The 15,160-nt window shown below is 46.9% G+C and carries 13 protein-coding genes; 1 reads left to right on the forward strand and 12 read right to left on the reverse strand.

All coding sequences use genetic code 11. The annotated features are described in order from the left end of the window. Positions 1-26: 26 nt before the first annotated feature. The 12 genes from NYE58_RS34045 to fni form a co-directional block, all read right to left on the reverse strand. A complete protein-coding gene (locus NYE58_RS34045) occupies positions 27-614 on the reverse strand; it encodes a low molecular weight protein arginine phosphatase (RefSeq protein ID WP_076123934.1) in 588 nt (195 codons plus the stop codon). 45 nt (positions 615-659) lie between these two features. After that, complete coding sequence (locus NYE58_RS34050) at positions 660-1,232, reverse strand: manganese efflux pump MntP (RefSeq protein ID WP_038573646.1); 573 nt, start codon at positions 1,230-1,232, stop codon at positions 660-662. Positions 1,233-1,336: 104 nt separating this feature from the next. Beyond that, positions 1,337-2,698 carry an L-threonylcarbamoyladenylate synthase gene (locus NYE58_RS34055; protein ID WP_341004068.1) on the reverse strand — a complete coding sequence of 454 codons (1,362 nt, stop codon included), beginning with the start codon at positions 2,696-2,698 and terminating at the stop codon, positions 1,337-1,339. Between the two features lie 105 nt (positions 2,699-2,803). Next, positions 2,804-3,547, reverse strand: coding sequence for a stage II sporulation protein R (spoIIR, locus tag NYE58_RS34060; protein ID WP_076099806.1), 744 nt, complete (start codon positions 3,545-3,547; stop codon positions 2,804-2,806). Between the two features lie 98 nt (positions 3,548-3,645). After that, on the reverse strand, positions 3,646-4,833 hold the full coding sequence (locus NYE58_RS34065) for an FtsW/RodA/SpoVE family cell cycle protein (protein ID WP_076276920.1): 1,188 nt from the start codon (positions 4,831-4,833) through the stop codon (positions 3,646-3,648). Between the two features lie 510 nt (positions 4,834-5,343). Further along, positions 5,344-6,528, reverse strand: coding sequence for an FtsW/RodA/SpoVE family cell cycle protein (locus NYE58_RS34070; protein WP_076276921.1), 1,185 nt, complete (start codon positions 6,526-6,528; stop codon positions 5,344-5,346). A gap of 140 nt (positions 6,529-6,668) precedes the next feature. Further along, positions 6,669-7,622, reverse strand: coding sequence for a peptide chain release factor N(5)-glutamine methyltransferase (gene prmC, locus NYE58_RS34075; RefSeq protein ID WP_341004333.1), 954 nt, complete (start codon positions 7,620-7,622; stop codon positions 6,669-6,671). 25 nt (positions 7,623-7,647) lie between these two features. After that, a complete protein-coding gene (prfA, locus tag NYE58_RS34080; RefSeq protein WP_036681601.1) occupies positions 7,648-8,724 on the reverse strand; it encodes a peptide chain release factor 1 in 1,077 nt (358 codons plus the stop codon). A gap of 233 nt (positions 8,725-8,957) precedes the next feature. Beyond that, a complete protein-coding gene (gene ychF, locus NYE58_RS34085) occupies positions 8,958-10,058 on the reverse strand; it encodes a redox-regulated ATPase YchF (RefSeq protein WP_036681604.1) in 1,101 nt (366 codons plus the stop codon). Positions 10,059-10,158: 100 nt separating this feature from the next. Continuing rightward, the gene (locus NYE58_RS34090; protein WP_143761912.1) at positions 10,159-11,526 is read right to left on the reverse strand and encodes a S41 family peptidase; all 1,368 of its coding nucleotides are present in this window, start codon (positions 11,524-11,526) and stop codon (positions 10,159-10,161) included. 167 nt (positions 11,527-11,693) lie between these two features. Next, complete coding sequence (locus tag NYE58_RS34095) at positions 11,694-12,164, reverse strand: GNAT family N-acetyltransferase (RefSeq protein WP_232061473.1); 471 nt, start codon at positions 12,162-12,164, stop codon at positions 11,694-11,696. A 36-nt stretch (positions 12,165-12,200) separates the two neighbouring features. Beyond that, complete coding sequence (fni, locus tag NYE58_RS34100; RefSeq protein WP_081387504.1) at positions 12,201-13,340, reverse strand: type 2 isopentenyl-diphosphate Delta-isomerase; 1,140 nt, start codon at positions 13,338-13,340, stop codon at positions 12,201-12,203. Between the two features lie 389 nt (positions 13,341-13,729). Here fni and NYE58_RS34105 point away from each other — a divergent pair, with 389 nt between their 5' ends. After that, on the forward strand, positions 13,730-15,160 hold the full coding sequence (locus NYE58_RS34105) for a phospholipase D family protein (protein WP_081398271.1): 1,431 nt from the start codon (positions 13,730-13,732) through the stop codon (positions 15,158-15,160).

Consider the following 15,160-nt stretch of genomic DNA (forward strand, 5'->3'; position numbering starts at 1 on the left):
AGCAAAGTGAACTGAAAATCAACCATTTACAAATGGCGGAAGGTTTCCAGCTTATCCAGCAAACTGAATAGCGCAGTGCGAATCTCAGCAGCAGTTAGCTCATAGTCCTCACGCGTGCCACCAAATGGATCAGAAATATCGAAGCTCGGAATACGCTGGCGAATCTCAATCATCCGCTGCAGATCCGTTGCATTCGGTTCACCACCAAGGGCTAAGCTCAACTCCGCATCTGCGTAAAGGCTGTCCAATTCCTTGATATCTTCCGTCACCGCATCTTCATTATGCACGTATTCCTTCAATGTATAGGTTTTCGTTACAGCATCCGGAAAATACTGCAGCAAATGCTGCTTATGCCCACCCGTCAAGGTCAGCACAAGGTCGGCCCAAGCGACAGCTTGACCTGTCAATTGTGACGACTCCATTGAATCATGAATTCCTTCTTCCTGCAGTATAGCTGCAGCATGTCTTGATATAGAAGTACCGGAAATGGCGGATACACCTGCAGACCGCACTTCCAGGTCGATTCCACGTTCCTTCGCGAGCTTTCGTAAAAGCCCCTCAGCCATAGGACTTCGGCATGTATTCCCGGTGCAGACGAATAAAATATGCAGCATGTTTTGCACCCCCATGAAATTAAATATTCTAATGCCGTTATTGTATCAAAAGATGAATAGCAAGCCAAACCCCAAAAGTATTGCACCGCCTAGCGCTTCTCCATAATCCCCGAGACCACGACTGACATGCCGTCCAATTAGCAACCCTAGAATCGACATTAGTCCCCCGCAAGCACCGAAGGCTAAGATGGTCAAAAGTACTCCATTCACAAACATCCCCAGTGATACCCCCACGGAGAAAGAGTCAATACTGACACTGAGCGAAAGAAGTATCATCCCCCACAAGGTTCGATGATCCATAGCTCGTGAGCTTCCTGTATCCGGACGAAAGGAGTTGTACACCATATGCCCGCCCAAAAGAACTAGAAGACCTCCAGCAGCATAAGTCGTTACTTGACCTAACAGGTGTCCGACATAACTTCCTGTCAATAAACCCAGGAGAGGCATCAGCATATGAAAAACAGCAATGAGCAGACTCATTTGCAGAACATGCAGCAGACGAATACCTTTCATCCCGATCCCTACACCGAGCGAAAAGGCATCCATCCCTAATGCAACCGCCATTATAGTAATGGTAACAATCTGCCCCCATTCGGTATATACATCTCCTAAGCCCATGCTTAACCCCCCAAGTCCGAAATATCTTGTACAACAACGATATGCGGACAAGGGGGTATTCATGACTTCATATGGGAGTCATATACGAAAAAGCAATGCCGTGGTCATCCGGCGTCGATGACAGATCCGCCGGCGGCTTTCATAAGCCGGTTCATAATGGCAGCGCCGAGGCCGGTATACGGGCAAGCCTCGGCTAAGATGTAAGTCGCTCCCGCTTCATCGAAGCGCCGCAAGGCGGCATATAGGGAGCGAGCCCCTTCCTCCGGCGAGGATAACGAGCCGAGGGAAAGGACACAGGCGGCAGGGTCGGCGGGATAAAGGGCCTTATGCTCCTCGAAGAGGAGTAAGCCCGTGACCTCGCCGTTTAGCTGCGCCGCCTGAAGTTGACTAGCGGCTTCATCCGCCACGCGCTGCGGGGAAGAGCCGCGCACTACAGCAAGCCAGCCGCGCGGTGCGTAGTGCGTGTACTTCATGCCCGGCGCGCGCGGCGCCGAAATATCGCCAGCAGCATCCGCACCATACTTCTCAATAGATGCGGAAGCCCTTTCGAAAGGCTCACGATTGTTAACATTCAGGCAATCCGCTGAAGATTGCGCGGTAGTTGCTTTAGCTGTGATTGGCTCAGCAGTACTGAAATCAATAACAGAGTTTGTCGTCCCCGAATCAGCCAAGACAGTAGCGGTTGCGGTTGCGGCAGCAGTTGTCTCAGCATTACCGGGCTCTGAGCTTACAGCTTCTGCTCCCACCACTGCAGCCAATTGTTCCGAAGTAATCCCGCCGGGGCGCAGCACAGCAACTTTTCCGTCAGGCTGTACCTGCACGACTGTTGACTCTAGTCCAACTCCAGCAGCACCACCATCAAGGACGCCATCAATGTATCCAGCCAAATCTTCCATCACATGCGAAGCTAATGTCGGGCTCGGGCGACCCGAACGATTAGCACTGGGCGCCGCAACTGGACAACCTGCGGCACTTATCAGTGCTAGAGCTACCGGATGATCCGGCATCCGCACACCAACCGTATCCAAACCCGCCGTCACACAGGGCGACAGTACACCTTCACGAACAGGAAGCACAACTGTCAGCGGACCAGGCCAATAAGCTGCCATCAACGCGGCCGCCTTAGGATGCACCTCTGCAACAAGCTCGTCCAAAGCTGCCGTATCCGCAATATGCACAATTAACGGATTGTCAGAGGGCCGTCCTTTTGCCGCAAAAACAGCCTCAACTGCCGCCGTATTTCGGGCATCCGCCCCTAGCCCGTAGACGGTTTCGGTTGTAAAAGCCACTGTTCCGCCTTCACGAAGCATTATTGCTGCCTCCGCTATCGCCAGCTTGTCAGCTTCATTCGGCTGAAATACCTCAGAGTTCGTTCCCTCAGCGGAATTCAACTTCCAGTATACAGTCTCATCTCTATTTCCACTCCGCCGCTGAACGGCGAATAAAGGATTATTGTGTTCACTCATTCTCATCACAGGCTTTCTAGAAGATATAATTTAGCTTAGCAAAAAAACGGCCCCAGTAGGGAGCCGTGATAGATCTGCTTATAAAATAGTAACATATCTGGGGTCTTACGACCATAATCCACTGATCCAGTTCCAAAGGTTCTGCAGCAGCTCCCAGACGAAGAACCGTACCTCTGGCTCAGCAGCAGTTTCTCCTGATGAAGCACTTCCTGCCGAGGAATCAGCCTGCACTGTTTTTGCAGCTGCTGATTTCACCTTAGCACTGTTATCCGCACCAGCAGCGGACACTGTTTTTGTACCTTTGTCAGCAGCAGGTGCTGCCGCATCTCCAGAGCCTGCATCGATAAAGCAAAGCGGAGGAAACAGTACACACCACCAATTTTGCCCCTTGCCCGCACCAAGTGTGACCCGAACAGCTTCATACTCCCCAGCAGGATAGACGGTGCCACCGTATAATTTGGTTGGAAAAGGGACTACGCCCAGCTCCACTTTATAGGAATATTCAATGCCCCGTTTCTCCAGCTCTGATCCAACCAACGCGTTAAGCTCCGGCAGATGATTTCTAATCAGAGCACGTGCCTGCTCCAAGCTCTGTGGATCCTCAAGAGCAGATACCCACTGGTTCATTTGCTCCACAATTTTATCGCGAATTTGCCGCTTCACCAGCTGATCTTGCGCTCCGTCAGAATTAGCCAGAATACGTAACCGGATAGATTCTTGGGGAATAGATACTTCAGCTACTGCAGCATCGGTTTTTTGACCTTCCCAAGCCATCATGAGGACCATAAAAAAACAAATTAAAATGGCAGTATACTTAAAAGTTACACGTAAGGAATCTCTTTTATCCATATGATTATCGTTCATTTGTTGCAGCCCCTCTCCTCTTAACTCTCATGCTAGTAGTATGCCCGGAGATAAGAGACTGCAAACCTATGAATCTATTAAATTTATAACTTCAATGCCAGCTCCTTATGCAGCTGCAAATCTTCCTCTACATCCTGCCCATAAAGATGCACGCTCATCACGACCCCCATGCTGGCCATATTAATCAGAAGAGACGTGCCTCCATAACTGATAAACGGAAGTGTTATTCCTGTCAACGGCATCAGGCCGATAAAAGCTCCAACATTCTCAAGAATTTGATACAACAGCATAGCCGTAATTCCAATGATTAGAAATGGTCCGCTACGCTCCTTACTCTCGAGAGCAATCAATATCATCCGATGCAGCAAAATAAAAAAGAGCAAGAGCAGCAGCGCAGACCCCACAAATCCAAACTCCTCGGCAATCTGCACGAATATCGCATCCGAATAGGTATATGGGACACGATTATTCTGCACAGAGCTGCCCTGCATATATCCCTCCCCACTCATTCCCCCGGAGGCTATAGCTATTTTGGCATTTTTCGTGTGATAGCTCGCCTTCTCTGTCGCTAAATCAGGTACCAGCCAAGGGTCAAACCGCTCCACTAAATGATCCTTACCAATGCCTTCAAAAAAATTGACTGCTTCATCATGATAGTTTATATAGCTCAAAATCCCAGCAAGACCAATCCCACCCACTATAAGCAAGCCGATGAGCGCATGCGACAATTTGATATTCCCAATCCATAAAAGTCCAATTAATATTACGATGTAGCTAAGGGCATTCCCCAAATCATTTTGCATAATCACTATACCAAATGGAATGAACGTAAGAATGGTGAGAGGAACAATCCCTTTCCAGAAGGTTAAGGTAGACCCTTGTTTTCGAATTAAGATCGATGATAAAAAAAGAATCAATACCAATTTAAACAGCTCGGCAGGCTGAAACCTAAGTCCACCGATCTCAAGTCCCAATTGAGCACCGTTCTCTACTTTACCAATAAAACTAACCGACACTAACAAGACTAAGCCCAAGAGATAAATATAAAGTGCATGTTTAACAAATATCTTAAAGTCCACAAAAGCGAGCACAATAAAAACTACAAAACCTAAAATATAGTATTTAAGCATTTGTAAATGAAATCCATCCAATTTCATCGGAGGCGTTATTCTTCCATTGGTTACACTGTATATTGAAAAAATACTAATCACCATCAACATAATCAGAACAGTAACGATTACCTTATCAATCTTTTTGAACTTTTGAAGCATCTGCAAGCCCCTTACTCTGTTAAGGTTTCAACTCTCCTCTCTCAGGGAAAGTCGTTCCTTTCTATTGTAGAACATTCGTGAATATAATTCCAAATTTATGTAGCCAATCTATAAAATATCTTTCTATTAAAATTACACTCTGACGTGATTTTACTCTATGATCCAAACCTAACGGACTCCGCAGACTTTATTTATGGATTTATTGCTTCACGGGAACTTTTGCGGACTCCAGAGTCGTTATTACTTGCCATTTTGCAGTAAATCCAGTCTTTTTGATCAAATAACGTCTTTGCGGTCCGATACTATCCAATACGTAGTTAATATTCGAGTATAAGGGCATCTGAGTCCGAGTCAGGATACAAATACGAATACGAATTACTTCCAGCCTGCTTACCTGAAACGGCCCGTATTACGTATTACACCAATCCGACGAAGCCGTCCTCCATCAAAAAGAACCGCCAGCACCCCTATTAAACAATAAGGACCTGACGGTTCTACTTTATTTCGTGGTTACACCTGTTTGGCAGCTGCATAAGGAGTAGGTTTAGGAAAATCCTCTTCCACTTCTTGCCCGTGCAGGCGCACACTCATTACCAGCCCGATGCTGGCCATATTAATGAGCAGTGATGTACCCCCGAAGCTGATGAAAGGTAACGTAATACCAGTCAAGGGCATCAAGCCGATAAATGCGCCGATATTCTCAAAAATCTGATACAACATCATCGCGACAACACCGACAATCAGGAAAGGGCCAGCTCTATCCCTAGACTCCAGCGCAATCAGAATCATCCGGTGAATCAAAATAAAGTACAGCAGCAACACAAACGCCGAACCTACAAACCCAAATTCTTCGGCAATCTGCACAAAGATAGAATCTGAATACGTATATGGCACCCGATCCGTCTGAACGGAGCTGCCGTTCATGTAGCCTTCGCCGCTCATTCCACCTGATGCAATCGCCAGCTTGGCGTTTTTAGTATGATAAAGGGCTTTGGATGTCGCTTTGTCTGGAACAAGCCAAGGATCAAAACGTTCAATCCAGTGAGATCGTCCAATATCCGTTAGGAAGGTTTTAATTTCATCGTGATAATGGATATAACTCATAATTCCTGCAATCGCAGAACTAGCCACGATGACCAGCCCGATTAATGCATGCGTGTATTTAATATTGCCAATCCACAACAGACCCGCAAGAATCACAACGTAAGACAAGGCATTCCCAAGGTCATTTTGGGTAAGGACAATAAGGAACGGAAACAAGGTCAGAAGGCCGAGCGGTACAACATCCCGCCAGAACAGAAGCTTACTCTTATTCTTGCGGACAAGCATGGCTGCCAGAAAAAGAATTAATATCAGCTTGAACAGCTCTGCAGGCTGCAGACTCAGGCCCCCCGGCAAGGTCAACCAACCTTGCGCATTATTTTTGGTCTCGCCCAAAAAGCTGACGAGCACCAGCATCCCTATCCCAAACAAATAAATATATATCGCATATTTCACTAATATTCTGTAATCCAAAAAGGTCATTCCAATAAAAGCTACAAAACCAATAGCATAATACATCATCATACGAATATGATGTCCGTCCAGCTTCTCTCTTCCATGAGTAACGCTATATATGGCGAAGATGCTGACCACCATGAGTAATAACAGAACGACTACAATAGCACCATCAATCTTTTTAATCTTCTGAAGCACGCTCTGCCTCCCTACTCTATATCTGGGCTTTCTTTATGATCCCCTAAGAAATCCTGCTAAATTCTATTGTAAAGGAAGTCGGATTGAAAATACAATTTCTCTACTCCGGACAAAATGAACCCTCTGCATAGCAGGCAATATTATCTCGTTATGCCTAGCACATGACGCGGGATTCCAGCCAGATCATTAATGGTGATAATCTCGGTCCAATGGCCCGCTGCCGCAAGGAGTGCAGCGACTTGCTCAGCTTGACCGAAGCCAAGCTCAAAGCCGATCAGGCGCGGCGGTGCCGGGAGCAGCATCAGCTGCTCCATCATGCGGCGGTACGGGTCCAGCCCGTCCGCTCCGCCATCCAGCGCAGTGCGCGGCTCATGGTCGCGCACCTCACGCTGCAGCCCGGCGATATCCTCGCCGGGGATGTATGGCGGGTTGGAGACGAGAATATCCGTCTCCATCCCCGCGAACGGCTCGAGCAGATCGCCGAGCCGAAAGTCCACAGCTGTGCCATTGCGCAAAGCGTTGCGCTCGGCCACAGCCAGAGCCGCCGGCGAAATATCGCCGGCGCAGACCCGCCACGCCGGCGCTTCCGCCGCCAACGTGACGGAGATCGCACCGCTGCCGGCGCCGATATCGACGGCGGTCAGCGGTCTTGCGGTGCGCGCGTCCCCCGCGCCGCCTCCGTTGCGGGCCGCAGCGCCGCCCGCGCTATCCAACGCCGCTTCGCCCGGCGTTACGACGCCTTCCGGCCAAAGCTCCGCACCGTAACGTAAAATCGCCTCGACAAGCAGCTCCGTCTCCGGCCGCGGAATAAGCACGTCAGGCGTCACCTCAAAAGGCCGCCCGTAAAATTCCTGCTCACCGATGATATACTGCACCGGCTCACCAGCACCCCGGCGGGTAACTCCCGCCTCAAATGCTTCCTTAACCGCAGCTGGAAAAGGATCTGCCAGCGCCATGTAATAAGCTGCGCCAGACACTCCAAGCACATGCTCCAGCAGCAATTGTGCACTGCGCTGCGGTTCATTGCAGCCGCTCCGGCTCAAAAAAGAAGAAGCCTCCGCAAAGGCTTCCCGGATGCTTTTGACTTCCGACATGACATATACGCCATCGTTCAAAGCATTATTCTCCATTATCCATATTATCCATCAAGTCAGCTTGTTCAGCGATTGAAAGGGCTGAGATAATTTCAGTGATTTCTCCGTTCATAACCTGCTCCAAACGGTGCAGTGTCAGGCCAATACGATGGTCTGTAACCCGGCTCTGCGGGAAGTTATACGTCCGAATGCGCTCACTACGGTCACCCGTACCTACTTTGCTCTTCCGTTCCCCAGCATACTTCGCTTCTTCTTCCTGCCGTTTCATATCAGAGATACGGGCACGAAGCACTTGCAGCGCTTTTTCTTTATTGGAGTTCTGTGACTTACCGTCCTGACAGGTAGCAACGATGCCTGTAGGTACATGGGTTACACGTACTGCAGACTTGGTCGTATTTACAGACTGTCCGCCTGCACCACTTGAACAGAAGGTATCCACGCGAATATCTTTATCATGGATCTCGATCTCAAAAGCCTCAGCTTCCGGCATCACAGACACCGTAGAAGTAGAGGTATGAATACGACCTCCGGATTCGGTCGCTGGGATACGTTGTACGCGATGCGCACCACTTTCGTATTTCAGCTTACTGTATGCACCACGGCCGTTAATAAGAAAGATTACCTCTTTGAATCCACCAAGATCACTCGCGTTAACATCCATTAACTCAACGCGCCATCCTTGTGCATCAGCATAACGAGTGTACATCCGGTAAAGGTCTGAAGCGAACAATGCTGCTTCATCTCCACCCGCTGCACCACGAATTTCAACGATTACGTTCTTATCATCATTCGGGTCTTTAGGCAGCAGCAATACGCGGATTCTCTCTTCCAGCTCCACTTGACGTTTGGAAAGGTCATCAATTTCCATCTTGACCATTTCTTTCATCTCATCATCAAGCTTTTCGCCTTGCATCTGCTTAGCAGCTTCAAGCTCTTCCATTACACTCTTATATTCAGTATACGCCTCAAATGCGGGCTGTAGGTCTGATTGTTCTTTGGAATAGTCCCTCAGTTTCTTACTGTCGTTTGCAACATCCGGATCACAAAGCAGTTCACTGAGCTTCTCATAGCGGTCCGCCAGGGATTGCAATCGGTCCAACAAGGGAATTCACCTCTCCTGATTCAATTTCAAATTCGCAAATATAACATCAAATTTGTACTGTCATAAAAATAGATATACGACTTTATATTATACCAAAGATATTGTGAAATGGCTACAGTTCCGTACGCACAATACCTTAATAAAAAGCTTATATTTTTAAAAAGGATCATCCCAGCAATAGAAACTCCCACTGCTCGAGATGACCCCTTTATCATTCGTACACTTAAAACTTCTTAAACGTTAAAACGGAAATGCATTACGTCGCCGTCTTGCACCAAATATTCTTTACCTTCAAGACGTAGTTGACCACGTTCCTTCGCACCGTTCATGGAACCAGCTGCCACAAGATCCGCGTAAGCCACTACTTCAGCACGGATAAATCCGCGTTCGAAATCTGTATGAATCACACCGGCAGCTCCAGGTGCTTTGGTGCCGCGGCGAATCGTCCACGCCCGAACTTCCTGAACGCCTGCTGTGAAATACGTATACAAGCCAAGCAGTTTATAAGCCGCTTTAATCAACCGGTTAAGGCCGGATTCTTCCAGTCCCAGCTCTTCCAGGAACATAGCTTTATCTTCGCCTTCAAGCTCAGCAATTTCTGCTTCCACCTTAGCACTGATCGGAACCACTTCTGCACCTTCAGTAGCTGCGAAATCACGAACTTGCTGTACATAAGGATTGTCCTCAGCACTTGCCACTTCATCTTCACTTACATTCGCCGCATACAGCACTGGCTTCAATGTTAACAAATGAAGATCACGAATAATAAGCTTCTCGTCATCAGACAATTCTATACTGCGTGCAGGTTTATCTTCGTAGAGCACTTCTTTGACGCGTTCTAGCAGTTCAACTTCTTGAGCGTATTTCTTGTCGCCGCCTTTGATATTCTTACGGGAACGCTCAATCCGCTTCTCAATGCTCTCAATATCAGCAAGAATCAGCTCCAGATTAATGGTCTGGATGTCGCTGATCGGATTTACTTTTCCATCAACGTGGGTAACGTTCTCATCTTCAAAACAACGAACCACATGCACGATAGCATCTACTTCACGGATATGGGCCAGGAACTTGTTGCCTAGTCCTTCTCCTTTACTCGCACCACGCACGAGACCAGCAATATCCACAAATTCAAAAGCAGTAGGTACGGTCTTGTTCGGCTGTACCAGCTCAGTCAGTTTATCAAGACGTTCGTCTGGAACTTCAACAACACCAACGTTAGGGTCAATGGTACAAAAAGGGTAGTTAGCGGATTCTGCTCCCGCTTGCGTTATCGCATTAAACAATGTGGATTTTCCTACGTTAGGAAGACCGACGATTCCAGCTTTCAAAGCCATTTATATGACAACTCCTATTTTCAGCTAAATTGATCATCCGAATAAGCTATACGATCTAAACCATTATATATTAGAACATATTCGCCAGCAACACCGGATGTCAAGCAGATGTGTCCGAACGCGCAAGCTCTAATACCTTTTTTATCGCCGGCTGGTCCAGTAATGGCTTAGATTTATCTGGATCAACCTCCACATCAGGCACAGTCTTTACCTCTTCATTACAACTTCCATCAGAATTCAGACCCATTTCAAAGGAAAACCTGAATACATAACCGCTATTTGGCAATGCAACAACAAGCGGATCTATCCCTAGTCCATCCCCACCTGTCCTGCCGCCTACAACCGTTGCAAACCCGGTGCCTTTTGCAAAGGCTGCAAGACCTTCCGCTGATGAATACACAGAGCTATCTACCAGCAAATAGATTTTCCCTTCAAATCCAACAGATTTATTAGGAGTTACTACATCATTTATTTTTCTATATGTCTTGAACATCTTTAAAGCCTCAGATGGCAGATTAGGCAGTTGCTCATCTTTGATGCCGGAAATAGGTTGTTGCCCGGCTGTGATCTGACGTGCCTGCATAAAAGTCTCCGCATATTTGCCTCTTGTATAAAGGAAGTATGTATTATATTCGATAGGTTTATTAATCAACAGAGGAACAATATGAATTCTCCAATAATTACTGTTTCCTCCCCCATTTCCACGGATATCTAATATTAAGGTCTTATAGTCCTTTACCTCTATTAAAAAATCATGGATCTCGGAGCTGTCCATCTCCATGAGACTCCCGTCAAAGCTTTGCATGCCGAGATAAGCGATTCGATCGGGCTCTATAATGACTTTTTTTACATTCCCAGAAGTCTTTTTTGTTACATCTCCTACTCCATCTCCACCATTATGTATATCGTTATTGAGTTCATTAGAGTTTTGCTGCTCCGTTAAAGGTTTCTGGTTGTAACGGGCCAATACGTTAGGCTGTTGAACCACGTCGATCCAAGGTTCATAACCAAAACCTGCCTGAACATAGGTATGTAGGTACCAAGGATATTCCTCCTTGGATATAAAATTCGTATGCCCATTGTTTAATCTGCTAAGGACAAATCTCATTCGTCTCAAAAACTCATCATCCGATTTCACGGCTGCTATTTTATTGCGGTATTCCTCTTTTTTAGCAAGCCAATCCTCTCCATTGAGACGTTTATTCACCTCTAGGAAAGGATAGTTCTCCTCAATAATCTTCCACATGTAATCAAAATCTTCTAGCCTTTTTTCCACTGTCAATGAAGGCAACGCTACTTTCGATTGTTCTTCAACTACAGCTGAAGAGGCTAGCGGTGCAACCGGACTTGCCTGAACTTGCTCAGACTCAGATTTCTTCTTTCCTGGTAAATTGCCACTGTTGCAGCTAACCAGTAATAGTAATACTACTGCGGAAACAACCACCCACGATACAGTCCTTGGCCTCACCTTAATCCCCCCTTTTCTCTCTTTATGACTTAATCCATTTTCAGGAATTTATTTTTTAATCATATTTTCCTAATCATCCTAAATCAAATATATTTATCACAATTATTTACATAATAATTCAGTAGAACAACAAAAAAAGACCTCTTTCGAGGTCCTCACCTTATGGACTATAGATCTTTAGACATCGTGATGTCAGTTACGATATACCCCATTTTTTTGTATAGCTCAAATGCACGATTGTTCTGGCCGAAGACGTGCAACCCGATTTTGGTAACATTCATCTCCCGGGCTTCTTCATCGAGTGCGATCATAGCCTGCTTGCCATAACCCTTACTCTGGAACGGTTCAAAAACATAAAAATCATAAATGAAAGCCTCGCGGCCACCACGGCCTTCACTTACGTTAAACCAGATATAACCCACCTGTTCATCACTGCTTATTTCTACTATGGAATATAGATAAGCACCATCTGTGTGCAGCCCTTTTGGCAAAGAGCGTGTTATAGCTTCCTCAGACAGCTTCATCGCGATCTCTGGATCCCAAGCACCGGCGCTGATCTTATCTTCCGCATAATCCCGGGTAGCTTGACCTAAGAAAAATTGAAAGGCCGACTCATCCATATGGATCAGTTTAATCATAATCTTACTCACTTCCTCGCTTCAATATTTACCATCCTATTTACGTATTAAACGGGAAGTTCCACGTAAAGTTGCTAAATCTGGAGCGCCAATACCAAACATTGCTATTTTTAGCTCCAGTTCTACCTGTGCTAATGCAGCATCCAGCGCCTCTTCAGAATCGACAGCCGGCCCTAACAGATTGCGGCCAAAGCCTGCCAGATCAGCTCCAAGTGCCAATGCTTTCGCTGCATCCACGCCATGTTTCAGTCCGCCGCTGCCAATCAAAGCGCCCTGCGGAGAAACTGCACGCACCTCTGTGATACAATCAGCTGTTGGAGTGCCCCAATCCGCGAAAACCTCCGCCGCTGCCCGCCGTATAGGATCTACACTGCGGAACTTCTCCACCTGACTCCAGGATGTCCCGCCTGCACCCGCAACATCAATAAAAGCCGCTCCTGCATTATAAAGACGTGCAGCTGCATCTCCATCAATGCCCCAGCCTACTTCTTTCACACCTACAGGGACTTCAAGTGCCCGGCATACCTTCTCTATCTGCGATAGCAAAGAGGCAAAACCAGTGTTCCCTTCCGGTTGAAAGACCTCTTGCAGGCCATTCAGATGTAGTACAAGAAAATCAGCACCTGCGATATCCACAGCCCGGCGACATTCCTCAATCCCAAAACCATAGGACAGCTGTACAGCACCAATATTGGCGATAACCGGAATATCAGGCGCTTGATCCCGCACATAAAAGGTTGCCGTAAGCTCAGAACGCTCCACTGCCGCCCGAACCGAACCTACACCCAGCGCCCAACCCCGACGCTGCGCAGCTGCGGCTAACCGGGCATTAATCGCTCCTGTAGCTGCACTGCCACCTGTCATCGAGCTGATGAGCAGCGGCGTACGCAGCTTACGATCCAAAAACGTAGTCTGCAATGATATATCGTCGAAATTCAGCTCTGGCAGAGCATTATGCTGAAATCTGTAATGTTCAAACCCTGTAGTCACACCGACGCCACCTACTTCCTCATTTAGGCAAAGGCGTACATGTTCAATTTTGCGTTCGCCTGTCTTCGATGTAGGCAATAAAGATCTTTTGTCAGAAGCCTCTGCAGCCGGTAGGTCCTTGCCATGATCTGCGCCAGACTGCCTAGTCGCATCATATGGCACGGCCTCTTCTGGCGAATGATTCATGCTGCGTTCCTCCTATTTCCAAACTCGATTTATTATAACATATCCCTACAGATGAATTTACAATATGAGGTTAGCGATTACAATTCTCCGGTTTCGTAATCATTAATTTCATAAACATCGTACTAATCGCTCAAACTCATTATAGCTAGCCGAATGTTATTTCATTACTGTTAAGGATATTTGGGCTGCTTCATTTCGCTCCACTAGGTGTTAATAGGTTGGTAATACACCGGAGCATAACAATCACAAGGAAGTGCTCTGCAATAATTTCAGGAGGAACTTCCATGAATTCAGATCGTCAGCAACCCGTTCACCCCTATAAACCTAAAGAAATAAACTACGCTCCCGGTTTAACTACGAAGAAACGTTCCGGTTCACACCGCCGTACAATGGTGTTATGGGCTGTCTTCATTCTAATTCTCTGGCTAATCGGCGTAATGACTTACCAGACCCACAAACCTTTACCCCGCGGCATTTCCTATGAAAGCCCTATATACAAAACGAATCATGTATCCTTCTGGCACGACCTGACCTATTCGGACGGTACAGCCACGGGCACTCAAGAGAGTCAGATTCTTTCGAGGATTCTACAAATTATCGAGGAGTCCAAAGAATTTTTGGTGATTGACCTCTTTCTTTTCAATGATTATACCCATAAAGATCAGTCATTTCCTCCGGTCAGCCGAATGTTGACGGACAAGCTTATTTTACAAAAAACAACTTATCCTGAGATGGAGATCGTCTTCATTACAGATGAGGTTAATACCAATTACAACTCTGCACCCAATCATCTTCTGGAAGAATTGAAGGCTTCGGGGATTAAAGTGATTTTGACCGATGTAAATGCTCTACGCGATTCTACGCCTGCTTATTCCGCTGTCTGGCGTACCTTTATTCAATGGTTCGGACAGTCGGGCGAAGGCCGGATTCCCAATCTTATGGCCAGCGGAGGACCGGATATTACCGCACGTTCTTATTTGAAGCTACTTAATGTGAAGGCTAACCACCGTAAGGTGGTTGTTAGTGAGAATACCGCTCTAGTCTCCTCAGGAAATATCCATGATGCCAGCGCCTATCATTCCAATATCGCTCTGGAAGTACAAGGCCCAATTATTGCTGATATTCTCCAGACGGAACAAGCCGCGGCCAATCTTTCGGATGCAGGGCCACTACTCACTTATGAGCCAGACTTCACCAAGGAGAAGGATCAGCACTCTGAAGAATCTATGGAGGTCCGCTATTTAACGGAAGGAAAGATATATAAATATGCACGGCAAGCCCTCCAATCTGCGCAGAAGGGTGACACCATTTGGATGGGTATGTTCTACCTTGCCGATGATGCCATTCTCGATGAATTGGTAGAGGCTACCGGACGAGGCGCTACGGTAAAATTGATACTGGACCCCAATCAGAACGCCTTCGGCCGTGATAAAATCGGCATTCCTAACCGTCCAGTTGCCATGAACTTGAACAAGCGCACAAACGGAGAGATCTCTATTCGCTGGTACAATACGACCAAAGAGCAATATCATCCAAAGTTGCTCTTCATTGCCAAACAGACTGGAAGTTCCATCATTCTTGGCGGTTCCACCAACTTCACGACACGCAATCTGGATGACTACAACCTGGAGAATAATCTGTGGGTATCTGTAAAACAAGACCAGCCTCTTTATGCCGAGATGGAAACCTACTTCAATCGACTGTGGAATAACGAGGACCATGAGTATACTCTGCCTCTTGAGGCTTATCAGGGCGAAGTGACTTGGTTCAAGTACATTCTGTTCCGGTTGCAGACCACCTTGGGTTTAACCACTTTTTAA

Source organism: Paenibacillus sp. FSL L8-0708, assembly GCF_038009325.1.
Classification (GTDB): domain Bacteria; phylum Bacillota; class Bacilli; order Paenibacillales; family Paenibacillaceae; genus Paenibacillus_AQ; species Paenibacillus_AQ odorifer.

Coding starts and splice junctions, on each gene's coding strand:
- NYE58_RS34045 (WP_076123934.1), bottom strand. CDS start 614: ATGCTGCATATTTTATTCGTCTGCACCGGGAATACATGCCGAAGTCCT.
- NYE58_RS34050 (WP_038573646.1), bottom strand. CDS start 1,232: ATGGGCTTAGGAGATGTATATACCGAATGGGGGCAGATTGTTACCATT.
- NYE58_RS34055 (WP_341004068.1), bottom strand. CDS start 2,698: ATGAGTGAACACAATAATCCTTTATTCGCCGTTCAGCGGCGGAGTGGA.
- spoIIR (WP_076099806.1), bottom strand. CDS start 3,547: ATGGATAAAAGAGATTCCTTACGTGTAACTTTTAAGTATACTGCCATT.
- NYE58_RS34065 (WP_076276920.1), bottom strand. CDS start 4,833: ATGCTTCAAAAGTTCAAAAAGATTGATAAGGTAATCGTTACTGTTCTG.
- prmC (WP_341004333.1), bottom strand. CDS start 7,622: ATGTCGGAAGTCAAAAGCATCCGGGAAGCCTTTGCGGAGGCTTCTTCT.
- ychF (WP_036681604.1), bottom strand. CDS start 10,058: ATGGCTTTGAAAGCTGGAATCGTCGGTCTTCCTAACGTAGGAAAATCC.
- NYE58_RS34095 (WP_232061473.1), bottom strand. CDS start 12,164: ATGATTAAACTGATCCATATGGATGAGTCGGCCTTTCAATTTTTCTTA.
- fni (WP_081387504.1), bottom strand. CDS start 13,340: ATGAATCATTCGCCAGAAGAGGCCGTGCCATATGATGCGACTAGGCAG.
- NYE58_RS34105 (WP_081398271.1), top strand. CDS start 13,730: ATGGTGTTATGGGCTGTCTTCATTCTAATTCTCTGGCTAATCGGCGTA.